Annotated in this window: 27 protein-coding genes and 1 pseudogene; 17 read left to right on the top strand and 11 right to left on the bottom strand. The window is 58.6% G+C overall.

Annotated elements, in window-relative coordinates:
- Positions 1-156 precede the first annotated feature (156 nt).
- From BM229_RS03150 to BM229_RS03190, 9 genes are all read left to right on the top strand, one after another.
- On the top strand, positions 157-1068 hold the full coding sequence (locus tag BM229_RS03150) for a 2OG-Fe(II) oxygenase family protein (RefSeq protein ID WP_093926218.1): 912 nt from the start codon (positions 157-159) through the stop codon (positions 1066-1068).
- Between the two features lie 371 nt (positions 1069-1439).
- Positions 1440-3050, top strand: coding sequence for an FAD-dependent oxidoreductase (locus BM229_RS03155; protein WP_093926219.1), 1611 nt, complete (start codon positions 1440-1442; stop codon positions 3048-3050).
- Positions 3051-3080: 30 nt separating this feature from the next.
- A complete protein-coding gene (locus BM229_RS03160) occupies positions 3081-3359 on the top strand; it encodes a GNAT family N-acetyltransferase (protein WP_093926220.1) in 279 nt (92 codons plus the stop codon).
- 535 nt (positions 3360-3894) lie between these two features.
- The gene (locus BM229_RS03165) at positions 3895-4983 is read left to right on the top strand and encodes a LacI family DNA-binding transcriptional regulator (RefSeq protein WP_093926221.1); all 1089 of its coding nucleotides are present in this window, start codon (positions 3895-3897) and stop codon (positions 4981-4983) included.
- Positions 4984-4987: 4 nt separating this feature from the next.
- Positions 4988-5983: an ABC transporter substrate-binding protein gene (locus tag BM229_RS03170; protein ID WP_093926222.1), complete on the top strand. Its 996-nt coding sequence runs from the start codon at positions 4988-4990 to the stop codon at positions 5981-5983.
- Positions 5984-6056: 73 nt separating this feature from the next.
- Positions 6057-6860 carry an ABC transporter permease gene (locus BM229_RS03175; RefSeq protein ID WP_093926223.1) on the top strand — a complete coding sequence of 268 codons (804 nt, stop codon included), beginning with the start codon at positions 6057-6059 and terminating at the stop codon, positions 6858-6860.
- Between the two features lies 1 nt (position 6861).
- The gene (locus BM229_RS03180; RefSeq protein ID WP_093926224.1) at positions 6862-7653 is read left to right on the top strand and encodes an ABC transporter permease; all 792 of its coding nucleotides are present in this window, start codon (positions 6862-6864) and stop codon (positions 7651-7653) included.
- A complete protein-coding gene (locus BM229_RS03185) occupies positions 7650-8681 on the top strand; it encodes an ABC transporter ATP-binding protein (RefSeq protein WP_093926225.1) in 1032 nt (343 codons plus the stop codon). Before BM229_RS03180 ends, BM229_RS03185 begins: the two co-directional genes overlap by 4 nt.
- Positions 8681-9496: a phosphodiesterase gene (locus tag BM229_RS03190; RefSeq protein WP_093926226.1), complete on the top strand. Its 816-nt coding sequence runs from the start codon at positions 8681-8683 to the stop codon at positions 9494-9496. Before BM229_RS03185 ends, BM229_RS03190 begins: the two co-directional genes overlap by 1 nt.
- A gap of 253 nt (positions 9497-9749) precedes the next feature.
- On the opposite strand, the gene BM229_RS03200 is transcribed toward BM229_RS03190, so the two are convergent.
- Positions 9750-9956 carry a ParD-like family protein gene (locus BM229_RS03200; RefSeq protein ID WP_093926228.1) on the bottom strand — a complete coding sequence of 69 codons (207 nt, stop codon included), beginning with the start codon at positions 9954-9956 and terminating at the stop codon, positions 9750-9752.
- Between the two features lie 115 nt (positions 9957-10071).
- Between BM229_RS03200 and map the strand changes: the two genes are divergently transcribed.
- Positions 10072-10926, top strand: a complete 855-nt coding sequence (gene map / locus BM229_RS03205) for a type I methionyl aminopeptidase (protein WP_093926229.1) — start codon at positions 10072-10074, stop codon at positions 10924-10926.
- A gap of 137 nt (positions 10927-11063) precedes the next feature.
- Here map and BM229_RS03210 read toward each other — a convergent pair whose 3' ends face one another.
- Genes BM229_RS03210 through BM229_RS03220 form a run of 3 tightly spaced genes read right to left on the bottom strand, consistent with a single transcriptional unit; the run spans position 11064 to position 13062 of the window.
- A complete protein-coding gene (locus BM229_RS03210) occupies positions 11064-12296 on the bottom strand; it encodes an RNA polymerase sigma factor (protein ID WP_244152097.1) in 1233 nt (410 codons plus the stop codon).
- Positions 12297-12300: 4 nt separating this feature from the next.
- Positions 12301-12660 (bottom strand): YciI family protein, encoded by a 360-nt coding sequence (locus tag BM229_RS03215; RefSeq protein WP_093926231.1) that lies wholly within the window; start codon positions 12658-12660, stop codon positions 12301-12303.
- A gap of 9 nt (positions 12661-12669) precedes the next feature.
- Positions 12670-13062, bottom strand: a complete 393-nt coding sequence (locus BM229_RS03220) for an MAPEG family protein (protein WP_093926232.1) — start codon at positions 13060-13062, stop codon at positions 12670-12672.
- Positions 13063-13334: 272 nt separating this feature from the next.
- Between BM229_RS03220 and BM229_RS03225 the strand changes: the two genes are divergently transcribed.
- Positions 13335-13967 (top strand): tyrosine-type recombinase/integrase, encoded by a 633-nt coding sequence (locus tag BM229_RS03225; RefSeq protein ID WP_093926233.1) that lies wholly within the window; start codon positions 13335-13337, stop codon positions 13965-13967.
- A gap of 182 nt (positions 13968-14149) precedes the next feature.
- On the opposite strand, the gene BM229_RS03230 is transcribed toward BM229_RS03225, so the two are convergent.
- Positions 14150-15046: a LysR family transcriptional regulator gene (locus BM229_RS03230; protein ID WP_093926234.1), complete on the bottom strand. Its 897-nt coding sequence runs from the start codon at positions 15044-15046 to the stop codon at positions 14150-14152.
- Positions 15047-15130: 84 nt separating this feature from the next.
- Here BM229_RS03230 and BM229_RS03235 point away from each other — a divergent pair, with 84 nt between their 5' ends.
- From BM229_RS03235 to BM229_RS03250, 5 genes are all read left to right on the top strand, one after another.
- Positions 15131-16312, top strand: coding sequence for an MFS transporter (locus BM229_RS03235; protein ID WP_093926235.1), 1182 nt, complete (start codon positions 15131-15133; stop codon positions 16310-16312).
- 63 nt (positions 16313-16375) lie between these two features.
- Entirely contained in the window at positions 16376-17347 is a 972-nt protein-coding gene (locus BM229_RS03240; protein WP_093926236.1) for a TIGR03571 family LLM class oxidoreductase, read from the top strand.
- A complete protein-coding gene (locus tag BM229_RS03245; RefSeq protein ID WP_093926237.1) occupies positions 17344-18168 on the top strand; it encodes an aldo/keto reductase in 825 nt (274 codons plus the stop codon). Before BM229_RS03240 ends, BM229_RS03245 begins: the two co-directional genes overlap by 4 nt.
- 438 nt (positions 18169-18606) lie before the next feature.
- Positions 18607-18792, top strand: coding sequence for a hypothetical protein (locus tag BM229_RS18030; protein ID WP_139226256.1), 186 nt, complete (start codon positions 18607-18609; stop codon positions 18790-18792).
- A gap of 215 nt (positions 18793-19007) precedes the next feature.
- Positions 19008-20204 carry a GAF domain-containing sensor histidine kinase gene (locus BM229_RS03250; protein WP_093926238.1) on the top strand — a complete coding sequence of 399 codons (1197 nt, stop codon included), beginning with the start codon at positions 19008-19010 and terminating at the stop codon, positions 20202-20204.
- A gap of 239 nt (positions 20205-20443) precedes the next feature.
- Here the strand turns inward: BM229_RS03250 and BM229_RS03255 are convergent, their stop codons facing one another.
- The 5 genes and pseudogenes from BM229_RS03255 to BM229_RS18335 all read right to left on the bottom strand — a co-directional run bounded on the left by BM229_RS03255 (position 20444) and on the right by BM229_RS18335 (position 23622).
- The gene (locus BM229_RS03255; protein WP_093926239.1) at positions 20444-21565 is read right to left on the bottom strand and encodes a C45 family autoproteolytic acyltransferase/hydrolase; all 1122 of its coding nucleotides are present in this window, start codon (positions 21563-21565) and stop codon (positions 20444-20446) included.
- A gap of 1 nt (position 21566) precedes the next feature.
- On the bottom strand, positions 21567-22298 hold the full coding sequence (locus tag BM229_RS18325) for an extracellular catalytic domain type 1 short-chain-length polyhydroxyalkanoate depolymerase (protein WP_476755912.1): 732 nt from the start codon (positions 22296-22298) through the stop codon (positions 21567-21569).
- A pseudogene (locus BM229_RS18465) lies at positions 22193-22639 on the bottom strand (PHB depolymerase family esterase); the annotation flags it as partial. The pseudogene BM229_RS18465 and the gene BM229_RS18325, both read right to left, overlap by 106 nt.
- A gap of 30 nt (positions 22640-22669) precedes the next feature.
- Positions 22670-23086, bottom strand: coding sequence for a CopG family transcriptional regulator (locus BM229_RS03265; protein ID WP_093926240.1), 417 nt, complete (start codon positions 23084-23086; stop codon positions 22670-22672).
- 317 nt (positions 23087-23403) lie between these two features.
- Positions 23404-23622 (bottom strand): ferritin family protein, encoded by a 219-nt coding sequence (locus BM229_RS18335; protein ID WP_244152098.1) that lies wholly within the window; start codon positions 23620-23622, stop codon positions 23404-23406.
- 664 nt (positions 23623-24286) lie between these two features.
- On the opposite strand from BM229_RS18335, the gene BM229_RS03275 reads away from it, so the two are divergent.
- Positions 24287-24757, top strand: coding sequence for an antitoxin Xre/MbcA/ParS toxin-binding domain-containing protein (locus BM229_RS03275; RefSeq protein ID WP_093926241.1), 471 nt, complete (start codon positions 24287-24289; stop codon positions 24755-24757).
- 146 nt (positions 24758-24903) lie between these two features.
- Here the strand turns inward: BM229_RS03275 and BM229_RS03280 are convergent, their stop codons facing one another.
- The gene (locus tag BM229_RS03280) at positions 24904-25122 is read right to left on the bottom strand and encodes a hypothetical protein (RefSeq protein ID WP_093926242.1); all 219 of its coding nucleotides are present in this window, start codon (positions 25120-25122) and stop codon (positions 24904-24906) included.
- Between the last annotated feature and the right edge of the window lie 256 nt (positions 25123-25378).

The raw sequence follows: 25378 nt of genomic DNA on the forward strand, positions 1-25378 counted from the left end.
AAATAGGATTTTGAAGAAAAACTGCGTCCCAACCCGAACTGAAGATTATATCCATTAACCGAATTTTGATTACAAAATACGCCCGTTTATCAAGCTGAGAGAGATCAATAAGTGTTGCTTATCAAACCTGCTCCAACATAAGAAGGATGCCCCTAAATGACCCTTTCATCTCTTCAACAAGCCCGTGCCATTGCGCGCCCAAGCCGGGAACAAATGCTTAACCGCGAGTTCTCTGTCCAACAATTCTGGAACCAGAACCGCGATCTGTTTGAACGCGCTTGGTCAGAATGGCAGACGGAGAACGAGGCTAAACTGCCTCAGCTCGACAGCTCTATTTTCGATCCGAAACTGCGCGCGGCTGTGGAACAAGCTTGGGTAGATCCGACAGCCGAAGGTGCGGTCAAGGACCTGTGGGAAGAAGTGTTCCCCGGCGTCTATCGCGCGCAATTCTTTGATGTCGAACGCCTTGCGGCCCTGCGTGAATACCTTGACGGCGTTGCAGATGCGGACATCCCATTGCGCCCCCCTTACGGGATCGTGCTGAACCGTGGTGGTGCCATGCTTGACCCGCGCTCCGAAGGGTATCTGGCCGCGCCCGGGTTTCAGGGCTTCTACCGCGAGATGATGGACGCCTACATGCGGCCTGTGTCTCGTCTGCTATTTCCTGACGTCGTGGGTTACGACAGACAGACCTTCGGGTTCTCTATCCGGTGGCAGGCCAGCAAAGATACGTCCCTGCGCCCTCATTCGGATGCCTCTGCGGTGACATTGAATATCAACCTGAACCTGCCCGGCGAAGGGTACTCCGGTTCGGCCGTCAGCTTCATTGATCCGGTTTCACGCCGCGTTGAAAAACTTACGTTTGAACCCGGTACGGCTCTGATCCACCACGGCAGCGTCCCCCACGCGTCCGAGCCGATCACTGAAGGCGAACGCTATAACTTTGTTCTGTGGCTGTATGGTCAACACGGACAAATTCCGCATGGCGGCACCCCGACGCCGCAAATCTCGGCCAAAGACAGGTGGTCCGTACCAACGGAAGAATTTGACAATTTCGCCCCGTTCTAAGACTGGATTACCCCTAATGAAAGCGACACATTCGGACGGTTCAGGCTGCCCGAATGTGGGACGGGGGTTAGATGCCGCACAGCTGTTCCATAGAGGTATAAACATCCATAGAACAGCTATAGAAAAGAATAGCCCTGTTCGCCGGACGGCGCTGCGGAATCGCTGTCTCCGACTACACTTCGAAGCTTTGGCGCGGGGTGAACCTAACATCTAATTTTGGACTGGCAACTGTCGTCGCACAGGAGGAGACAAGCCTGTCACGCACGAAAAAATATAAGTTTCATTAGCGTCTGCCCATCTTGCGTCTATTCTGCCCAAGGGACCTACGATGCTTAAAATGCATCCGCCGATTAGCTAAAAGGACGCCAAGCATGGAAAGCTTTGCTAACGATCTTGACCAAATGCAGCGAACGCCCTTGCATGCGGAGCATATCGAAGCGCTGCGACAGGTTGGAACGATACGGACCTATGCCGCAGGCGACACGATCATTCGACCCGGTGATCCGCTGGAGGAATTGCTTTATATTGAAAGCGGGGAGATAGAGGTTGTGCATCCGATTACGCAGGAGCGAACAATCGCGGCGACGATGGGGCCATCCCAATTTACCGGTGAAATCGGGACGCTGTCCGGTGCGGTGTCAATGATCCAGATGAGGGCGTGTGAAGACTCCACGGTGATCGTCGTTACGAATACCGAGCTGATAAAACTGATGTCCCGCATCCCCGAGATAAGCGATATTATCCTGACCGTTTTTGCGGCGCGACGCCGCGGAAACATCGAGCATGGACAAACCGAGCTCAAGTTGATCGGCGCGGATGTTGACAAGGATATTCAGAAGATCGCCGTCTTTGCACAGCGCAACCGGATCGCGGCACAGCTTATTGATCTTGATAGTGCCGAGGCCGACGCGGAACGCACAGGCTGTGATCTACAAGGTTGTGGCCCTGCGGTGATCTTTGGCGGTGAGGTGATCTACGATCCGACGCCGGAAAAGCTCGCTCGGACGTTGGGGCTTGAGCTGGTGATTCCGAACGGCGAAGTGGTCGATGTCCTGATTGTCGGGGGCGGGCCTGCGGGCGTAGCCGCAGGGGTTTATGCTGGTGCCGAGGGACTATCTGCCGTCGTCGCAGAAGATATCGCCATCGGTGGACAGGCAGGCACGTCCAGCCGGATCGAAAACTACATGGGGTTTCCAACGGGAATTTCAGGTGGAGACCTTGTGTGGCGCGGCGAAGTCCAGGCGATGAAATTCGGCACCCGATTTGCCATGCCATTGCGGATCGAGGCATTAGCCTATCGCGACGACCGCTTTTATGCGACCTGTTCAAACGGACGCGAACTCTGCGCACGGTCAATTGTGGTGGCTACGGGTGTTCAGTATCGCAAGCTGCCGATCCCGCGACTGGAAGAATTCGAAGGCGTCGGCGTTTATTATGCCGCCACAGAAATGGAAGCTCGGTTTTGCCGCAACTCGGATGCCATCGTTGTAGGCGGCGGCAATTCCGCGGGGCAAGCGGCCATGTTCCTCAGCCGCACAGCTGCGCATGTGCATCTTCTGGTGCGCTCCGGCAGCCTTGCCGCGTCTATGTCGGATTATCTGTCGTCCCGCCTTGAGGCCGATCCACGGATCACGATCCATTACCAAGCCGAAATTTCCGACCTGCATGGCGATGACAAGCTATCTGCAGTGACAGTGAAAAACAAACCCGACAGCACGGATCATCGCTATGACAGCCGCACAGTTTTCATCATGGCGGGGGCTGCGCCCAATACAGATTGGCTGGCCGGGCACGTCGCGTTGGACGATAAGGGCTTTGTTCTGACAGGCACCGAAACCGGTGGCCGATCGCCGTTTGAAACATCGACCCACGGCATTTTTGCAGTTGGAGACGTGCGGTCCGGCTCGGTCAAGCGAGTGGCGTCATCGGTGGGCGAAGGGTCGGTCGTCATGAGCGAGGTCTGGAACCATCTGAATAGCTGAACCCCAGTTGAAAATTTGACGGAGATCCTCATGCAGGTGGATTTTGAAGACGGAGAAACAGGGGGACGCTATGTCCTCCGAACCAAGGATGGCGAGGCCGTGTCGACCTTCTCCAAAGCTGGAGATAAGATCGTCATCATCGACCACACCGAAGTCGACGACGCCTTGCGGGGTCGCGGGTACGGGCAGATGCTTATCAAACAAATTGTCGCTGACATGCGAGAGCAAAACAAAAAGATAGTGCCGCTGTGCCCCTTCGCCGCCTCACAATTTCGGAAACACCCCGAATGGGCTGACGTGCTGAAATAGGCTTATATAGCTTAGAGAAACCTGAAATCTTTGGCGAACGCCTAACTTGCCATGAAGAAACTGAAGTAAACAAAAAAGCCAAGCCGCCTTGACTACGACTGTTTCTTCGAAGTTTTCACGCGTTTCTGGCGGTTGATCACTCTGTTTTCGAAACCCTATTGGCACCGTCTACTTTCAGGCCAATTCCAATTGAAGCGGTCAAAATTCAACAGACGGCTTTGGCACATCGGGAAACAGGACCGCCGGACTGAACGTCTCCTTTTTCAAGATGCGCAATTTAGTATTCCTACGCAGCGAACGGCAGCTTCCCGCCCTTCGTGCCGATTATCATGAATGACGCGAAGGTGACGCGGGGTTTTGCAGCATGGTACATCAGATGCGTTCAGCTCGGTCGTCTAAGAAGATGAGTTCTTAACACTGAGGCGCGTTCGTTTTTTCCCAAGAACATCGCCTGTCACATTCATGTAGTGAATCACATGTATCACTTGTGGAAACGTTTCCAATTCGACTGCGCCAAGTCGGAAGGAGTACACGAATGGACCGGAGACAGAAAGTTACCATCAAGGATGTCGCCCGCAAGGCGGGGTGCGGGATAGCCACGGCCAGCCGGGTTCTGAACAAATCCGGCCCCGCCAGTGCAGAAGCGCGCGAACGCGTCGAGATGGCGGCGCGCGAGCTTGGATTTTCGTTCAGCGCCCTTGGACGGGCACTGCAAGGGGGTCGCAGCATGACCATCGGCTGCCTTGTGCCATCGCTCGCCAATCCGGTCTTTGCCGAAGCGGTCCAGGGCGTGCAGGAAACGTTGAAAGGCACCGGATACCAGCTACTGATCGCCAGTTCGAACTATGACGGCGAGGCCGACAACGAGGCCATCGCGACGCTTGCCGCCAAAGAGGTCGACGGGCTGATCGTGACGATGGTGGCACCCGAACGCAGTGCGGCGCTGAAGCAGGCGCGCCAGCGTGGTTTGCCGGTGTCCTTGATGTTTCATGACCCGATCGACGGCTTTCTCACCGCTCATGTCGACAACTTCGAGGCGGCGCGCGAAGTCGCGCGGCAGTTTGCGGACCGCGGCCATAGGCACACTGCCTTTCTGGCGCTTCGGTTTTCCACCTCGGACCGGTCGCGCAACCGCTATGCCGGGTTTCACGCCGAATGCCGTGCGCGCGACATGTTCGATCCGACGCTGATCGAACTGGACGAGGCCGACGCGAATACGCCCGAGCTTCTGGCGGCGATCCTTGCCGCACAGGAAGGGCTGACCGCGATCTTTGCGTCGAACGATTTTCTGGCCATCGCGGTACAAAAAGCCGCGCGCCTGATGGGCGAGAGCGTCCCGAGGGACCTGTCCGTCGTGGGCTTTGACGGTATCGAGATCGGGCGGCTGCTGGACGTGCCGCTGGCCACCATCGAAACCGCGCCGGACGCCATGGGCCGACAGGCAGCACAGACGCTTCTGGATATGATGCAGGGAAGACCAGGCGCGCAGCGCCCGCCCCTGCCCTTCGATTTTCGTGTGGGAGCGACGCTTGGCCGGCCCCGCACGGAAAGCCGTGACGACGACCAGGTTCGCCCCCGGCCGCCGTCTGTTCACTCGCTCAAGACCGATCTCAAACAAGGATGAACCCATGAAACATACTGTTCTTTCAGCGCTTTTTGCAACCGCGATCGCCGCTCCGGCCTTTGCCGAAGACGCCATCTGCTACAACTGCCCGCCGCAATGGGCTGACTGGGCCTCGATGCTCGAAGCCATCGACGAGCAGCTTGACGTGCAAATGCCCCACGACAACAAGAACTCGGGCCAGACCCTCAGCCAGCTTCTGGCCGAGCGCGCTGCCCCCGTGGCCGACGTCGCCTATTACGGCGTCACCACCGGCATCAAGGCGGGCAACGATGGCGTCGTCGAGCCCTACAAACCCGCAGGTTTCGAGGATATCCCCGATGGTCTGAAAGACCCCGAAGGCAAATGGTTCGCCATCCACTATGGCACGCTGGGCCTGTTCGTGAACGTCGACGCGCTTGGCGGCGCCGAGGTGCCGCAGTGTTTCGCTGACCTGACCAAGCCAGAGTACCGCGGCATGGTGGGCTATCTCGATCCCTCGTCCGCCTTTGTCGGCTATGCCGGTGCCGTGGCGGTGAACCTGGCCAATGGCGGCGATCTGGGCAACTTCGATCCCGCTATCGAATACTTCAACGCAGTTGCCGAGAACGATCCCATCGTGCCCAAGCAGACTTCGTTCGCGCGCGTGGTTTCGGGTGAAATCCCGATCCTCTTTGACTACGACTTCAACGCCTATCGCGGCAAATACGAAGAAGACGGCAATTTCGAGTTCGTGCTGCCCTGCGAAGGGTCGGTGCGCGTGCCTTATGTCATGAGCCTGGTGGCCGCCGCCCCGAACCCGGAAACCGGCAAGCGCGTGCTAGATTTCATCCTGTCGGATGAAGGCCAAGCGATCTGGACCAACGCCTATTTGCAGCCCGCACGCCCGATCGAACTGCCTGCGGACGTGGCCGACAAGTTCCTGCCCGCTTCGGATTACGAGCGTGCGGTTGCGGTGGACTACGCCGAGATGGAACGCGCACAGGCGGCATTTGGCGAGCGTTACCTGAACGAAGTCAAGTAATCCCTTCTGAGACCTTTCGAACCGGGCAGAGCGCAGATCTGCCCGGTCCCCCTTTTTTGGCATCGGAGCCGTCATGGGCCAACGACAATTTCTAATGCTTTGCCTGCTGCCGCTGGCAGTGTTCACGCTGGCCTTTCTGGCGATCCCGCTGGGACGGTTGATCCTTGCCTCGGGGGAGAGCGAGGCGGGTTGGGCGATCTACCTCAAGATCATCCAGACCCCGCGCTATGTCTCGACACTGGTGCAGACGGTCGTGGTGTCGCTGGCCGTCACGGCAGCGGCGCTGGCGATCTCGACCACGGGCGGCCTGTTTCTGGTGCGAAACCGCTTTGTCGGGCGCAACACGCTGCTGTCGATCCTGACCCTGCCGCTTGCCTTTCCGGGTGTGGTCGTCGGCTTCATGATCATCCTGCTTGGCGGGCGTCAGGGATTGGTGAACCAGCTTCTGCCCGGTCACTGGGTCTTTGCCTATTCGATCACCGGCCTGTTTCTGGGCTATCTCTATTTCTCGGTCCCGCGCGTGTTGCTGACCGTCATGGCCGCCGCCGAAAAGATCGACCCGGCGCTGGAGGAAGCCGCGCAGACGCTGGGCGCGCCGCCGCACCGCATCGTCATCGACGTGCTGTTGCCCGCGCTGTCACCTGCACTGATTGCGGCGGGGGCCATCGCCTTTGCCACCGCGATGGGGGCCTTTGGCACTGCGTTCACTCTTGCGACCGACATCGACGTGCTGCCGATGGTGATCTACACCGAATTCACCCTGTCGGCGAACATCGCCATGGCTTCGGCCCTGTCGGTGATCCTGGGGCTGGTCACCTGGGCCATGCTGCTGATCGCGCGCAGTTTCTCGGGCGGCACGGTCGCGGCGGGAGGGTGAGATGCTGAAATCCATCACGAAATCCATTCCGCGGATCGTCACGCTGCTGGCTTGCGCCTTTTTGCTGATCCCGATCATCCAGTCGGTGCTGGCGGGGCTGACCGTCAACTATTTTCGCGGCCTGTCTTCCGGGCTGACGCTCAAATGGGTGGCGCGCGTGCTGGAGCTTTATTCCGGCAGTATTCTGCTGTCGATCTGGATCGCGCTGGCCTGTCTGGTGGTCACCCTGATCCTCGGCGTACCTGCCGCCTATGCGCTGGCGCGCAATCCGGGCCGCGCGTCGCGGGTGCTGGAAGAGTTCATCTCGCTGCCGTTGGCCATCCCCGGTCTGGCGCTGGCGCTGGCGCTCTTGCAGCTTTACGGCACCTTGCAGGGGTTCCGGACCAGCTGGACCTTCATCCTTGTGGGGCACGTCCTCTACACCCTGCCCTTCATGGTGCGCTCGGTCCTGTCGGTGCTGGCCGCCATTGATCTCAAGGTGCTCGAGGAAGGGGCCGCCTCGCTCGGTGCGGGTCCTACGCGGCGCTTTTTTGACATCGTGGTACCCAACGCGCTCCCCGGAATCCTGGCCGGGGCGCTGACCGTCGTCACCCTGTCGATCGGCGAGTTCAACCTGACCTGGATGCTACACACACCCTATCTGAAAACCCTGCCCGTGGGACTGGCCGACAGCTATGCCTCCATGCGGCTCGAAGTGGCGTCGGCCTATACGCTGGTCTTCTTCGTCATGATCGTGCCCCTGCTGATGGCCATGCAATGGGCCAGCGCCCGTGCCCAAAGGATCATGCAATGACGCTGACACTTACCAATATTGCCAAGACATTTCCGGGCGGCGTCAAGGCGCTGCTGCCTACTGATCTGGAAATCGCGAAGGGCGAGATCGTCTCGCTGCTGGGGCCGTCGGGCTGCGGCAAGTCCACGCTGTTAAGGATGATCGCGGGCCTTGAAACGCCCGATGCGGGCGCGAAAATCGTCTTCGACGGCAAGGACGTAACCCGCCAATCGGTCGAGACCCGCAAGATCGGCATGGTGTTTCAATCCTACGCGCTTTTCCCGAACATGTCGGTGCGCGGCAACATCGGCTACGGGCTCAAGATGCAGAAACTGCCCAAGTCCGAGATCGAGGCGCGGGTGAACGAGGTCATCGCGCTTTGCCGTCTGGATGGTTACGCCGACCGCGCGATCACCGCATTGTCGGGCGGGCAGCGGCAACGCGTGGCGCTGGCCCGCGCAATGGCGCCACGTCCGCATGTGCTGCTGCTGGACGAGCCGCTTTCGGCGCTGGATGCCGCCCTGCGCGGCCAGTTGCGCGACGAACTGGCGCTGCTGTTGCGCCAGTTCGGCATCACCGCGATTTTCGTCACCCACGACCAGAACGAAGCGATGGCCATCGCCGACCGCGTCGCGGTGATGAGCCAAGGCGAAGTGGCCCAGATCGGCACGCCCGAGGCGCTTTACCGCAAGCCCGCAACCGGGTTCGTCGCGCGTTTTGTAGGCGACGCCATGCCACTGGAGGGACGGGTCGAGGGCGACCAGCTGCATCTGCCGGGCGGTATCCTGCCCCTACCGGGACCTGCCGCGAACAGCGAGGTTCTGGTCCGGGCCGAAGACATTCGCATCGACCCGCAGGGGCCCATCACGGCCCGCGTCGAGACGGTCACCTTTCTCGGCACGCATTACCGGATTGCGCTGTCCGGCGCGTCCGATACGCTGCTGATCGCGCGGCATTCGGGCCTGAGCGCGCCGCGGCAGGGCGAAACCGTGCGCCTGTCCGTAGCACCCGAGGCGCTGTTGATCCTGCCAAAGGGAGTAGCCGCCTGATGTCCGGTTTCATCCAGATCACCGACACCCATGTCGTCGCCCCCGGGACGCTTGTCTGCCGACGCTCGGACAGCGCGTCGGCCCTGCGCCAAGCGATCGAGACGATCAACGCGAAGCTGCCGCTGCTTGCGGGCATCGACTGCGCCATCGTCACGGGCGATCTTACAGATCATGGCACGCCTGAAGAGTATGCACATTTTGCGGCTCTCATGGAGGACCTGAACCTGCCCTGGCGCGCCATTCCAGGCAATCACGACCAGCGCGAGGCGATGCGGTCGGCCTTTGCCGATGCACCATGGATGCCAATCAGCGGGCCCATTCACTGGATGCGCGACTTCGGACCTTTTTCAGTGATCGCCCTCGACACATTGCTGGAGGGTGCCCATTACGGCGAACTCGGTCCCGAGGGGCTGGCCTTTCTCGACGCTTCCCTTGCGGCCATCGGCGATCAGCCTGCTATCGTGGCGACGCACCATCCGTGGATGCACAGCGGGATACCCGCGATGGATGCCGACAACCTGCGCGATGGTGCTGCCCTGATGAAGCGGCTTGAGGCCCACCCTGCCCCGTTGCGCATGATCTCGGGGCACGTCCACCGCGCGATGACGGGCCAGATCGGGCGGGTGACCTGTCAGATTGCGCCCGCGACCTGCCATGCTGTGCTGACCGATCACCAGCCGCAAACCGATCCGCAGCTGGTGTTAGAACCGGGCGGTTCCACGGTCTGCCGCTGGCTCGACGCCCCGGGACCTGGTCTGGTGTCCGACGTCATCCCAACCGGCGCGTTCCCAGGACCATTCCCCTTTCAGGACTGATCGGTCCAAATCTGGCAGGGCGCCTTAAATGCAGGGTCTCAAGGGTTTGGGAAGTCTGCTTATGGACCGGCCGACATCCCACTTTGCACATGATGCAAAAACGTGGTTCCAGCTCCCTGTTTCAAGGAAGGCGAACGGCTCAAAGCCGTCGTTAGCTGCAACGAGTGCGGTGGTCTGCTGGGCGGACAAAAGCTGCCGTTTGAGGATGCCAGACATACGACAGCATCCTTCCTTGAAGTGGGAGCGTCAGGTTTCAAGCTGCTTCTATTTCCGGAACCCGCACATTGGCGTTTCTGAGTTGCTGCGCCATGATTTCCGTAAATGGCAGGGTTGGATTTGCTTCAGCAAGCATGCCGACCTTCATCCAGAATTCAGCTTGCGCATTGATCGAGCGGCACATGACTGAACTGGACTTGCGAAGTTCTTCATGCATTTCCTCCCCAATCTTTACGATACCCATCGACGCGTCTCCCATGCTTAGTATAAATGAAGTGTATATGAATCGTATAATGTCGCGGCGGCTCAAGGTCAATCTGACTGCGGTTGCCACGAAGATAATTTCAGAGTGACTTATTATGGATAGTTATATAGACGTCTTCGCTGCACCTAAGGCGGAGCAGGCCCGTAGAACCGAGAGCATCAAACTTTATGGGCCTGACGCTTTCAAGGGTATGCGCCGCGCAGGCGACTTAACCGCGAGGTGCCTCGACGACATAGCCGATCTTATCTGCGCTGGCACAGCCTTATCGCACATCAATACATTCGTCCTCAACTTCGCTGCCAAGCACGGAGCCAAACCGGCGACGTTGGGCTATAAAGGCTATCCATATGCCTGCTGCACATCGGTCAACCATGTGGTATGCCACGGTTTCCCCAACGAGAAGAAGTTACGCGACGGCGATATCGTGAATGTTGACGTCACACTGATCCTGGACGGATGGCATGGCGATTCAAGTCGGATGTATGTGGTCGGAAAGTCGAAACGCAAGGCTGAGCGTCTTATCCAGATTGCCCATGAGGCCATGATGCAGGGGATCAGGGCTGTGCGTCCTGGGGCGCGATTAGGTGATATCGGCCATGCAATACAGACCTACGCATATTCCGAACGCTGCTCGGTAGTCCGCGAATTCTGCGGCCACGGCATAGGACAGGTCTTTCATGACTCCCCCGACATCCTGAACTTCGGCAAAGCTGGAACCGGTTTGGAACTGAGAGAGGGCATGATCTTTACCGTTGAGCCGATGATCAATCTGGGGCGCGGCGAGGTGAAAATGCTTGAAGACGATTGGACGGCCGTAACACGTGACAAATCCCTTTCGGCACAATTCGAGCATTCGATTGGCGTGACATCGGACGGTTTCGAGGTGTTCACACGCTCGCCCAGTGGTCTGCACGCGCCCGGGATCGAACTTCCAACCGTTTCTGAATAGCGGACCGTCGACGCTACCGCAGCATTCGGTAAAATGGGCTCGAAGCCGACATTCTCTGCAACCGCCCTGAATGACCGAACAGAAGCGCGCTTCTGGTGGCGTCCCTTCTCTATTGCCGCATCGGGTTGCCTTTGCAGTCAACGGATCTCATTCAGGCGCCTCCTGAGAAACAGGGCGTCGGCGTCCGTTGTAGCTCTTTCGATGGCTTGACCGTAAGCCTCTCGCGCAGCGTCGACGTTCCCGGATCTGGCAAGCAGGTCTGCCCGGGCGGCGTGCCAGGGCTGGTAGTCCGACAACGCCTCTTTGAAGTCTTCTATCAATGACAGCCCACGTGTCAGGTCACCGGCACGCGCGATCGCAACGGCCCCGTTCAAACCCACGACCGGTGTGGGCTCGAACCGCCACAGAGCTGCGTAGAGTACCGAGATCTGCGGCCAATCCGGTCCGGGATGCGACATGTGACAATCTGCAACGGCCGCCTTGATCTGGAACGGCCCCGGAGCGCGCCGGCGCACAGCTGTTTCCAGAACATGCCGACCTTCGGCTATCTTGTCAGCATCCCATAACCCGCGATCCTGTTCATCAGGAGGCAAGCTTGCTCCGTTGGGTGACACTCTCGCGAAACGACGCGCCCCAATCAGCAAGATCATTGCCAGCGCCCCTTCAATCTCTGGATCATCAGGGCGGAGTTGATTGATCAGACGCGCCAAAAACTCTGCCTCGTGGCACAGATCGCGCGTCTCATCGAGACGGTTGACGTAGCCCGTTGTGAAAATCAAGTAGACCGCAGTCAAAACGGTATTAAGGCGCTCCGCCCATTGATCGGGACCGGGGATGGCGAACGGAATACCGGTCGCCGCAATCTTGGCCTTGGCACGGGACAGGCGCTGACCCATAGTGGTGTCCGCGTCAAGGAACGCCCGTGCGATCTCGGCTGTTGTCAAGCCGCATACCGTTCGCAGTGTGAGGGCAACGCGCGACTTTGGCTCAAGCGCGGGGTGGCAACAGGCGAAGATCAGGCGCAGGCGTTCATCTGGGATGAAGTCTTTGTCAGGCATCAGGTCGTCGTTGGTCAGTAGGGCCAGTGCCTCTGTTACACGCGAATGGCGCGACGTCTTCCGCAACCTGTCTATCGCCTTCCGCTGCGCAACCTTCAACAACCAGCCTGCAGGCGAGGCAGGCGTACCGTTTCGCCCCCAATGGGTCAGGGCCGAAACGGCGGCCTCCTGCAGGACATCTTCGGCAAGGCTGATGTCGCGCAGGCTTGCCGAAAGAATGGCCACAAGCCTGCTCCGATCCGTCTGCATGGTGCGGTCAAGCAAGGCCGCCGCCGCCATGGCATGGGCCGGTCCGGGAATGGCCTGCGGCATCCGTTCAGCCCGCCGGGTTGTAGTCCATGAGGGGGCGGACTTCGATGGTGCCGAAATCGGCCGACGGGATCAACGCTGCATAGGTCAATGCGGCGTCGAGGTCGGGCGCCTCGATGACGTAATAGCCCCCGAGATATTCGCGCGTTTCGGCAAAGGGGCCATCCATCGTCTCCACCTTGCCGGCCTTTCGACGCAGTGAAGTGGCGGTTTGGACGCCCTGTAAAGCTTCACTAGCGATCAGAACGCCGTCCGATTTCATTCGTTCGTTGGCGGCGAAATACCCCGTCATGAACTGGTCAAATTCGGGCGTGCCAAACTTGGGCTGTTGTGCGGGATCATTGTAGATCAAAAGCATGTACTTCATAATGAACTCTCAGAATGCAAGGGCTTGAACGGCGATGCCGACCATGGCGATCAAGGCGGCGGTGATATTGGTTCCATTGCCGATATAGCGAAGCGGATGAGCGGCGTTGTCAATGGCGAGCCCGAAGGGGTGGGCGATGCGGCCCAGGATCAGCAATGCACCGGCGGCATGCAGCCACAGTGGCGCGACGCCCGCCCCTTCGGCCAGGATCATTAGGATAAGCACAAAGCTGCACCACTCGGCGCAGTTTCCATGCTGACGGATGCGTTGGAGCAGAAGCGCATTGCCGCCTTCGCCAGTTGATATGCCGGTTTTGCCACGGAGCGCTGACACGCGCATAAAGAGGACAAGGTAGATGACGGCAGCGGCCAACGCGTAGAGTGGGGTGATCGTGAAGACCATGGAAGGTCCTTTCTGTTAGGGTTTCGATACCCTTAGAACGCTCGGGCCGGGTGGATTTCGACGTGCGCTTCAAACTTTCTGATCAATCGCGGACAAAGCTCGGCGGTTTTCGACGGTGATCTCGATAAAAGGAGACGCTCAACGGATTTGCCTCGAAGGTCGGCTATGGGCTCGTAGCGGACCTTGGCTGCGTTGCAGCATCCTATGATATGTAGGTTCGGTCAACGTGGGGTTGTCGATGTGGGAGGGCATGGTGGATCGGAGGATCAGTCATGGAAACACCAAACTTACCTGCCATTCGCGCGCTACGCCCCGCTTGGAACAAGGGCCGCATAGTCGGTCAAAAACGCCCATTGAAGCCAAAGCACGTGTGGGCAATCAGGGTTAGGCTTGAGCTTGCCGAGAAACACCGCGATCTCGCGCTGTTCAATCTGGCCATCGACAGCAAATTGCGCGGCTGCGACTTGGTCAAAATGAAAGTGGTCGATGTCATGGCATCCGGTCAGATCAAAGAGAGGGCGTCAGTGTTACAAAGTAAAACCCATAAACCGGTGCGCTTCGAGATCTCCGAAGGGACCAGAGCTTCGCTCACGAAGTGGATGGAAGATCCGCTGATGGTCGGGTCCGAGTATCTCTGGCCTGGCCGCTTCCACGAGCGTTTGCACATCTCAACCCGCCAGTATGCTCGGATCGTTCGGGACTGGGTTTCCTCGATTGGCTTGGAAGTGACGGCATATGGAACCCATTCAATGCGACGCACGAAAGTTACCCAAATATACAAGAAGACTGGAAACTTGCGGGCGGTTCAGCTGCTGTTGGGTCATACCAAGATGGACAGCACGGTGCGCTATCTCGGCGTAGAGTTGGAAGATGCCCTCGCTATCGCTGAAGCCATTGAAATCTAAACAATTGGGCCGTCTTCACGGACGGCCCTTACCAGCCGTTCGCATGGCATCGCGCCGCTGCAGTGCAGCGTCTAAGAAGCGGACATCCAAAAACATGCCGATATAAGACTGACTGAAAATAACTCTTTGCGGCCAGGCTTTGCTCGTCATCGTTATGCATACTGAAAGCACGTGGGAATAACTCAGCCTTCGCTAATGGTCGCCAACCAATCCAGAAAAACACCCAACCTTCGCAACCCCGAGACGCGGGTAAGGTAGAGGGCTGAGATATCCAACGGGGCGGCGTCAAGCTGGCCCGGAAACAGCTCAACCAATCGGCCCGCATCGATGTCATCTGCGATCATGAAATCGGAAAAACGCGCGATGCCCAGACCGCCTGATACCATCTGGCGCACGGCCTCTCCATTGCCTGCGGTCACCGCGGGTGGCACCGTCACGGGGGTGGACAGACCAGTAAAGCGCAGCGTGTTGATGTGATCTGGTGCCGCGAAGCGCACTTGCTCGAGCATTGCGAGGTCGGCTGGTATTTTTGGCCAGCCTTTGCGATCAAGGTATTCCGGCGCGGCCACTAATTTCCAAGCCGTGCGCCCCAAGGGGCGGTGCAACATGTCGCTATCAGGCAACTGGCCCAGCCGAATGGCAACGTCCGCGTGACTGCCGATAAGGTCCACCAGCGCATCTGTCATGTCGATCGAAAGCTGGATGCCGGGGTATTCCGCACGAAACTCGGCCAGCCGCGGGGCGAGAACATGCAGGACGTAAGGCACAGGCGCATTCACACGCAATGGTCCGGCGGGGGCCTGTCCACTTGTTGCGATCTCTTGCAGGGTTTCGCTGCGATCTAAAATCTCGCGCGCCTCGGCCAGAACGGCAGCGCCTTCGGGGGTGATCTCGATGGACCGCGTAGTCCGGCGCAGGAGTGTGACCTTCAGTTGCTCTTCCAGCCGCGTCACTGACCTGCTGAGCGTTGAGGCCGACACCCCTCTGCGCCGCGCGGATTCAGCAAAGCCCCCATCATCGACGATCCCGACAAAGGCAGCCAAATCCCCCATGCGCAGCAATTCGTGCAGCTTCTGCAATGATCTATTCCAAACTTGCCTGTTCTCGCAACAAATAGCGACTGGCATATGTGGCGTCGACATCAAACTTATTGGAGAAAACCGATGCCCCTTGCCCTTTGGGCGCTGACTATCAGCGCTTTCGCCGTCGGAACGACCGAGTTCGTTATCGTCGGCTTGCTTCCCACCATCGCCGCCGATCTTGGCGTTTCTATCCCCTCCGCTGGCCTGTTGGTCAGCCTCTATGCGCTTGGCGTGACCATCGGCGCGCCAGTGCTGACCGCCATGGCAGACCGAGTGCCGCGCAAGACGTTGTTGCTGCTCTTGCTGGCGTTGTTCACGCTCGGCAATGCTTATGCCGCCTTTGCGCCGGATTACGGCAGCCTCGTCGCTGCGCGCTTTATCACCGGTCTTGCCCACGGTGTTTTCTTTGCCATCGCCTCGACGATCGCCACCGATCTGGTGGAGCCTGAAAAGGAAAGCTCGGCCATCGCACTGGTGTTCCTTGGCCTGACCGTCGCCCTTGTGACGGGTGTGCCCCTGGGGACGTTTATCGGCCAGAACTTCGGCTGGCAGTCGACTTTCCTTGGCGTTGTCGCGCTTGGCGTGATTGGGTTCATCGCTTCTGCCATCCTGGTGCCGGCCAATCTGACCAAGACGGCCTCGGCAGGGATCAAGGCGCAATTGCAGGTGCTGACTTCGCCGCGCCTTCTGCTGGTCTATCTGATCACGGCTGTCGGCTATGGCGGCAACTTCATCGCCTTTACCTTCCTCGCGCCCATGCTGAACGAAGTCACGGGTCTGTCTGCCGGCGCGGTTAGCCTTGTGCTGCTGCTCTATGGTGCATCTGTCGCCGTAGGGAACATCGCCGGCGGTAAACTGGCTGACCGTATTGGTGCAGTGCCGTCCCTGACGGTGATCTTTGCTGGCCTTGCGATATCACTGATCGCACTTGGTGCCTTCCTTACACACCCAATTGCAGCCATCGCGGTTGCGGCCTTCTGGGGCGGCTTTGCCTTCGCCAACGTGCCGCCGCTGCAGTCTTACGTCGTGCAAATCGCACGCGAAGTCTCGCCCGGTGCGGTGGATGTGGCGTCCGGCCTAAACATCGGTGCGTTCAACCTCGGCATCGCCGGGGGTGCATGGGCTGGTGGACTTGTGGTGGAAGGCATCGGCCTTGCCGCGGCCCCCTATATCGCCGCTGGTGTGGTGGTTGTCGGGATCGTTTTGGTGCGCCTGTCCGGCCGCCTACACAAAACATCGTCCCAAGCAGTTGCTGCTGAATAACCTAACTTGCCTCGCTGCATCCTTAGTACGGCGGGGCAAATCGTTGAACTGGAGGTTCATAGCATGTCTGCCCTCAATCTGATTTACAAAGACCGCATGACTTTTGGCATTGAATTGCCGCTGGACCGCGACTGGTCTGAAGCCGGGCAACGCCGTGCCCGTATCGAGGGGCGCCCCTTTGGCGTGCCAGACATCTCAAACCCTGCCACGGGAGTAGAGCTGGCCGAAAGCCTTGGTTTCGATGCGATCTGGCTGCGGGACGTGCCGGTTCACGATCCCAGCTTCGGGGATGCGGGACAGGTCTTCGATCCGTTCCCCTATCTTGGCTTTCTTGCAGGCCACACGCGGCGCATTGCACTTGGCACTGCGGGTATCGTCCTGCCGCTGCGGGATCCGATCATCCTGGCCAAGATGACGGCCAGCCTGCACCATCTGTCGGGCGGGCGGTTTATCCTTGGCATTGCGTCCGGGGACCGTCCGGTGGAATACCCTCTGATGGGGCTCGACTATGAGGACCGCGGAGCCACCCTGCGCGATCGCGTCGACCAGATGCGCACCCTCTGGTCAGGTGACGCGCTGCAAGGACCACAAGGCCCCGTCACCGTGCGCCCCTATGTTCCAGAAGGTATCCCGATGGTCATGGCCGGGATGGGCCAGCAAAGCCTGCAATGGATCGCCCGCACATTGGACGGCTGGTTCACCTATCCGGGCCCTCCCGATCAGGCCGAGCGCCGCCTGTCGATGTGGCGTCAGGCGCGCACTGATGCTGGCCTACGCCCCGCGCCAGTCCTGACCGCCATGCACTTGGATCTTGACCCTGATCCCGATGCGCCCTTCCGGCCGATCCAGTTCGGGGGCCGTATGGGTCGCAATGCTCTAACCACTCACGTTCGTTCCCTGCACGCTGCAGGGGTCGCCCACATCGCCTTTAACCTGCGCCAGTCACAGCGCGAAATCGAAGACGTTCTGGCCGAGTTGGCCGAGCACGTCATCCCTGAGTTCACCGAGCAAAATAATAAGGAAACAACACTATGAGTATCACCCTTAACGGCCCCGCCCAAATTCCGTCCTTGGGGTTCGGCACCTTTCAACTTGAGCAAGATACCGTGGCCGACATGGTGGCCGCGGCTCTTTCCGAAGGGTTCCGCCATATTGATACGGCGCAGGCCTATGAAAACGAAGAACAAGTCGGCGAAGGTTTGCGCCGCGCCGATGTCCGCCGCGATGAAGTGTTCCTCACCACCAAAATCCTGCCCGAGCATTTCTCGCCAGAAGCCTTCACCGCTGCCGCCGATGCGTCGTTGAATCGACTGGGGGCGGACTATGTAGACTTGCTGCTCCTGCACTGGCCCTCAAAGGAAGTCCCGATTGCCGACACCATAGGCGCATTGAATGCTCTGATTTCTGCGGGGAAAGTCCGCCATGGGGGCGTGTCGAATTTTACCATGGACATGGTCGATCAAGCACAGGCTGCGTTGAACACGCCATTGGCCGCCAACCAGATCGAGCTGCATCCGCTGATCGACCAAACACGGACGATCGCTCACCTCGCCAGCAAGGGCATTCCCGTTGAGGCTTACTCGCCACTGGCGCAAGGGAAGGTCATGGAGAACGCCACGTTGCGCGAGATTGCCGCCGTGCATAATGCAAGCCCGGCCCAGATTGCATTGGCCTGGGTCCTGACGCGCCCGATGAGCATCGCGTTGCCCAGGACCGGTAACAAGAACCGGCTTGCCGACAACCTTGGTGCAGCGGATATCATGTTGAGCGCAGAAGAGATCGCCAGCATTGATGCTCTTGGTTCAGCCGAAGGTCGCTTGGTCAGCCCGGAAACGCTCGCTCCAGCTTGGGATTGATTAGTCACTGGTCCTGCAGAAACCCTGCAGGACCTATACCCGTCGACTTCAGCTTTCGGCCCAAAGCGGACGCTCGGTTCGGTTCCGAAATACTGCAGCTGCGGCGAACCAAGCCGCCATTCATAACAATAGCAAATCTTGTGTCGTCTTCCTTGGGATCTGTAATTTAGCCTGTGACCTCTCAACTGGAGCTTTCGCAAGTGCAATGGATAATCGCCAAAGACTTTGTGTAGAATATTAAGTTCTTCTCAACACCCTTAAGTCACCCGCTCGCGGCCCCCCTTTCGAACCAAGGCCTGTGCGGACCTATAACGGCCAATCTTGGCTTGTCATTTCGGTTCGTTTCCTTTCGGCCCCCGCGGGCTAAGTCATCATGAAGGCGTAGCTTAAGGTCACGGCAGCCCATTATGCTTTCAGCGCGAGAAAAGAGAGACACGGATGACAGTTCGCAAATCCCCTCAAGAACCCTCAAAACGAGAGACTATCGCCGAGCGGACCAGTGCTGCCGCAACCGAAATCATCGGCAAAGAAACCAGCCAACGATTGCAAAAGACTGCTCGGCTGCGTGCAGCCCGGTTGTCGCAAGAGCAGGCTGGGCTTTCCAGGATTTCAAAGACAACCTGACGATACCCGCGCCACCTAATTCCAACAGTTTAGTCTGGAAGTCAGGTGGCGATACATCCTACTGGTCGCCACCATGGTAAGAAAAACTTTGCCGTCCCGGACTTTAGTCCCCTGCTGCGCTCCAAAGACGCCCGCTAATCTGGCTGACTTTGGGTTGACGACGCGCTAAGGTTCAACATCGGCTCGAGCCTAACTTAAATCAGTAGAGGTAGCACTTGTTAGAACAACATGACTTCCGGGCCGACATCGACGCTGTCGGTCGCAGCAACGCAATTCTTACCCTTTTAGAAACCGTCGCGTTGGCCACCGGGATGGGATTTGCAGCAGTCGCACGAGTTACTGAATCTCGGTGGGTAACTTGTCGTGCTATCGATCACATTTCATTCGGACTGATGCCCGGGGACGAGTTGGATGTCGAAAGCACCCTTTGCCACGAAGTGCGGGAATACAATCAAGAGATCGTTATCGACGATGTCCATGACGATGAAACCTATGTCGACCACCACTGTCCTGCTCGCTATGGATTTCGTGGCTATATCTCTGTCCCAATCTATCTTCAGGACGGATTCTTCTTCGGCACTCTATGTGCCATCGATCCGCAGCCTCGTAAGCTGAAGAATGACCGCGTACTGTCGATGTTCAGACTTTTTGCGCAGATTATCGGCGAGATTCTGGATGCCGACGAGGAACTGACCGCCAGCCGAGAGGCCGTGGCACACGAACAAGAGCTGGCCCGTATACAAGAGCGTTTTATTGCCATCCTGGCCCATGATTTGCGCAATCCCGTCAACGCGCTCAAAGCTGGCCTCCGTCTAATAGCGCGGCGTAATATCGATGATAAGACGATTGAGCTGGTCGACCTGATGCGTGGCTCAGCCAATCGGATGGAGCGTCTGATTGAAAACCTTCTCGATCAGGCCCGCCGTCGCCAAGGCGAGGGCATCGTTATTGAGAAAACCTTGAGCTCAACCCTGAAGCCAGCGCTGCACCAGATTGTGGCAGAACTTCAAGCAGCGGCACCGGACCAGAAGATCGAAACCAACATTGATCTCCTTGAACCAATCGCTTGTGACGTGCCTCGTATATCTCAAATGTTTTCGAACCTTCTGGCGAATGCAGTGACCCACGGGGCTTCGGGTGCGCCCATCCAAGTGGAGTCCACCGCGACAGCAGAGCTCTTTTCGCTCTCGGTCACCAATTCGGGAAAGAAGATTTCCGATGACATGTTGCCCAGTCTCTTCCTACCATTCGAGCGCCGCAAAGACCGCCCGAGCCGAGAAGGGTTGGGGCTGGGACTTTTTATCGCCTCCGAAATCGCGAAAGGGCACGGTGGCACCCTGGACGTGTCATCAGAAGACAACCGCACTGTCTTTACCTTCCAGATGCCCATCCGGGAAGCGACAACAACTTAAGGATCTGGAGTGTTGGTTGGGGCTGATCATCGACACGCCACGGATGCTCGAAGCGTCAGTTTTCAAGGGACAACTCAATTCAAGCTTCCATCAACAGTCTCGGCAGCCTGCCGAAACGCTCCCCGCCCATACCGGACCTTAACCGGGGTCTCAGTCAAGGTCCGGTCCCGATACGCAACATTCTCATTTTGTTTATCAAGGTCGTTAGGGGTAGATCGTCACAGGCCCTCGGTTCCCCGTCAACTTGTGGGTAGATATGCAGCGATCTCTCGGCCCCTGCCCGCCGCGTAGTCCTGCACCACTTGGGTCCAGTTGATCCTCGCAGCTTGGGCCCAGTCTACCCCGGCATATTGGTCTGGCATGGCGCTGGCGACAGCGCCTCGTGTAGTGGATGGGCCATAATCCACGATCCGCTGCCCCTCCGCAAAAGCGTCAAGATGTTGGTCCCATCTCTCCCCTTTCAGGGTCAGCCCCAAGCTCCGGGTCAGCGGGTTGTATTCCGCGGTGAACAAAGTGCCAAACCCCTCCGCGTAGCGGTCCTGCAAGAGCGGCGGGCGAAGGAACTCGCGGTTGAGCCTGCGCGGTGCAACGCACAGCCGGTCCAGATGGGCGCGGCGTTCAAGGCTGCGGGTAAAGCCCGGCCGGTCAGCTTGGGTCGGCGCGGATTGATGGTTGGTGGCAATGGCCTTTGGCAACAGTCGAATGCCCCCGCCGGGAGACAGTTCGACGCTTGCCGTGCGCCCCGAAGCATCCGCGAGCACAAGATTATACGCCATATGCGAGGGCACGCGCTGCAAGACCTCCAGCGCCTCTGGCACGCTGTCGCAGGTTTCCAAGATGTAGCGCAGAATCGTAGTCACGCCAAAGCCCACTCCGGTTTCAGACCGTCCGCCATAGGCCAGCGCCACGGTGAGCCCCGCGTCGTTGATCCCGTCAGACAGACCCCAGAGAAACTCAACCATCCCCATCACTGCGCGGCCAGACCATTCCGTCTGCAACAGCAGCCCCTCGTTCAGCTCTGGCGACAGGTCATAGTTGCGCAGCAACCGGACGTCATCGGCATCGGAGGTGGCCGCGAGCGAACAGCCGCCCAAATAGGTCGGCGGGCACCAAGTGGACAGGAACCGCGCGGCACGGTCCGAACCACCGGCAATCAAGACCAGGCGATCGTAGATCGGGACCAGTTCTGGCATATGGCTTTCCATGGCCGCCCGGCAATCTTCCCTGGACGGGCCGTGGTCGCCTCCGCGGGCTGTGAACCATGCCTCATAGGCAGGCCAAGACCGCTGCCAGCGCGCCGCCCATTTGGGGCCAGGGGTGGCCTCGGCAACGGCGTCAAAAGTCAGTGTCATCTGGGTCATATCATGCGCCCTTTATGGGTTGCTGAAAGAAAAAGCGGATCATTTCCGCGCTGGCGTCCGGGCCTTGGGGGTCCGTGTAAGACCCCTCGGCCTGACCGCCGGACCATGCGTGGCCAAGCCCGGTGACCGTCCAATACTCAACCGTTGAGGTGCCCGTTTCGGCCGCAGCGCGCAGGATGGAACAGGACCGCCCGCCATGGGTGCCCTGCGTGACAGTCTCAAGCGTCTGACCCGGCCCGATGTCTTGAACCTGCCGCACCACCGCCTCGCCATTTGATGGATGCACGGTCGCATCCGAGGTGCCATGAAAGACAATTGTCGGAATATGTGATGTCTTCTGCACAGGCGCCGCCCTCGGCCCTGCCATAGCCGTAAAGGCAGAGGCTACGTCCTTTGCCGACCCATAGGCCAGACCCGAATGTACCCCGACGGCGGCAAAGACGTCTGGGTAGGTCTCTCCCAAGATCACGGCCATCGCCGCCCCCGCCGACAGCCCCGCGACAAAGGTGCGATCCGGCGCGATGCCGTAGGCTGCACAGACGTGGCGGGCGATCCCCGCAAGGATCGCAGGCTCACCCGCGTCGCGGCGTTGATCCCCCCGGCTGAACCAGTTCCAGCAGGACTGCGTGTTGTTGCGCCGCGACTGGGCCGGGTAGACCACGATAAAGCGGTGTTTTCGGCCAGTTGGTTCATGCCGGTGCCCGCGGCAAAGTCCTCGGGCGTTTGTGTGCAGCCGTGCAGCATGACCACGACGCCACTTGCGCCCTCGGTCGCGGATGCTGGGATATAGCTGCGGAAACTTCGACTGCCTGCCGCGCAGGTGAATGTATCGCTGAGAAAGCTGGCGCCTGCGGGGATTTCGGGTGTCGAGGCCGCGGGTGATGGGGTGGCGGCCCCCAACTTTGCAAAGAGATCGCTGATCGAGGCCATGGCAGGCAGGTCTGCTGCATCCATGGGCCCGGCCTGCGCGGCAAGCCCATGCTGTGCCAAGGTGCGCTGCACCAGATCATTGGCGGCGATCAGGCGTGCGTCAGGGGTCGCCCGGCGCTTGGCACCGGCGTTAAAGAGTTTCATCTTATTTGTCCTTATCAGGGGGAGCGCATCTTACTTGATGCGGTCGGCAAGTGCCTTTTTGATATCTGCGCTGGCCTGTAGGGCGCCCAACACGGTGATGGACCCGATGGTGTCGCGTGCCAGTTCCGGTGTCACATCTGAAGCAATCCGCGCCAGCCCGACCACTTTGACGTGCAGCACCTCTCCGGCCGCTTTCAGCGCTTCCAGATCAGCCACCGTATAATCGTGCAGACCCAATTCCATCGTGTGGCGCTCAAGCGATTTGCTCACCACCTCCACATGGCTCTCAAGCTGGTTGCGGATCGCTGTGCGGATCAGGTCGCTCCGGTTCGAATAGAAACCTTCCTGCACCAGCAGGTCGATCCGTCCCAAATCCACATAGCCAAGGTTGATCGTGATCTTCTCGCTGTCTGGGGTCTTCTCACGCAGTTGCCGAATATTGCTCATTGCTCAATCTCCATCCGTATGGATGGTATATGGATGCTAAATCGTCAAGTTGCAAGATCGGACGACAGTTAAGTTCGCTTGGTCGCGCACCACTTGGTGCGCCGGGACAACGGTAGCTTCTGCAAGGGCTCCGAAGTGAGGCCCAGCATCACTACCGTAAGCGTAGATATCGCCATCGTCACGTATAGCTGCTGCAAAGTGGTTCACCGTTCCCCGAGCCGCAGACTGTCACTATCCATCCTGTGCGCTCGTGCTCTTTACCGACATAATGGAGGAGCGGTGGCGCAGGAGTTGCGCCGCCGCGTCATGCAGGCGTTTCAGCTTCCCGCAGCTTCCATCCAGGAATGGTGACGTCGTTCGTCGGCCAGACCCTTCTCGATCACGGGGCGCAGCTCGGCATTGGTGACGGCATTGTCGAGAGCCTGCTGGTAGGCGGCGACGGTATCGTCCTCATTTGTCTTCATCGCCTTGAGAATTGCACCGTTCCCGGCGATATCCGCCAGCGCCACCTTTCCGGCTTTCAGCCACTGCTTCATGTCGCCCTCCATGGGCTTCTCGACACCCAAGCTGTCGGCAATGCGGCTACGGTCTTGGGCGTGGGCCTCATGGTCGCGGCAGAAGCTTTCGATCTGCTCGCGATAGTCCGCGTTGTCGAGTCACTCAATGGTCGTGTCATAGGCCGCGATGGCGTCGTGCTCCAGAATGAGCAGGTTCCTGACGAGGTCGGCAGCGTTGCCTTCGGTTCCAACGGTTGTCGGCATGGTCGGTCTCCTTTTCCGAATATTTCTGCTGTTCGATCTGGTCGCCCGAATGTGGCCGGGATTTGCCCCCCTTTTGGTCAACGACAAGAAAACGCCCATCCATAATCAGTGTTCCATTCACCTGAGCTGTTCATCGGTGGAGGATTAGAGAGGCTCTGGAAACTTCGATAAGCGGACATCTATTCCCCGCGCAGCGAAGGTCCGATCTCCACCGTTCGTGTTGGCCACTACTTTGAGCTCCGATCGGGACGGGTGCGCGCCTTTCTCGGAGTATTCCCGTGCTCTATTTGCCGCATTTATATTGGAAGTTAATCGATCGGTCACTCGGTCGAAATGCGCGATATCAAATCGAAAGCACAGTTACGCACGGAGCCTTTGAACACTATCTGGTTGTGAAAGAGCGAAAGAGCTGTCAGCCGATTGGCAAAGGGAGCCACATATGACTGGAAAACTCACGCGCACAACCGACGGCAATCGGGTTTCAGAGCTTCTGGGGCTACCTGAGGAAGTCGACAATCAGGATACGCTAAGAGCCCGGGTCCAAGAGGGCCTTCCCGCCGCCTCGGTAGAGAACATCTGGGAAATTATGCACTCGCAACCGGCCCAGAAGATCGTATCAGAACGAGCCTACCGCAGGGCGAAAGCCGAAAAGCTACCTTTGAGTCCTGTCAAAAGCCAAGTCCTTTATAATTTTGCGCGAGCCTATGTGGTCGCTGACAGAATTTACCAAGGCAATGGTGCTCTCATTATGCGCTTTCTGGAAAAGCCCAACTCAGAGCTTGGTGGCGCCGCTCCGATGGCATTGGCAATCTCAAGCCCTGCAGGCGCGGATGCGGTAATAGAACTTCTGGACGGACCAATGATAAGCTACTGGCAGAGGCAAGCGGCTAATTCTGAGGACGCGCAGTAGCACCGCCCCCCTTACTTACCTCTGTGTTGAGGCTGCGAGCCTGAGCCCAATAACGCCAAATTATCACATGGATCTTGGTGTCAATATTATTGGTCATGCGGGCACAAGCATTGGCCGGCTGAAGCCTCGTACGGACATCTACAGCTTCAGGACTTTGGTTGTTTTTTGGACGTCTTTTGGCGCGGATACTTCGTGATCTCTGCGCCTTCTGCTTGATCACGCTTGAGACGGGCAGCACGCAGAAGCTCGGTTTTCTTTGTGCGGTCACTGTTCACTTTGTCTACGATTTCAGTCGCCGCCGCAGTTGTCTGGTCGGCACGCGTCTCCCATTTGGAACGGTCAAGAGAAGTCTTTGTGGTTTTCATTTGATGTCGCCTATTGGAAAGAAGAGTAACCGCATCTGTTCGGGCTGACTAACCCATAGAGAGCCATTTGGTGCTTGAGTGCCAAAAGGAAATAGATGTACTGCCGCGTCTGTCGCAAATGGTCGTTAAACATCCAAACACCCGGGCTCGCAGCAAGCGGGTAGCCCGTCGCTTCACCCACTGTTTTACGCAGGAAGGATGGGTAGAAGGGGGTGGGATGCAAATTTCGCGTAGGTAGAAAATTGTTCTTCGGCCG

The sequence above is a fragment of the Sulfitobacter dubius genome (assembly GCF_900113435.1).
GTDB classification, from domain to species: domain Bacteria; phylum Pseudomonadota; class Alphaproteobacteria; order Rhodobacterales; family Rhodobacteraceae; genus Sulfitobacter; species Sulfitobacter dubius.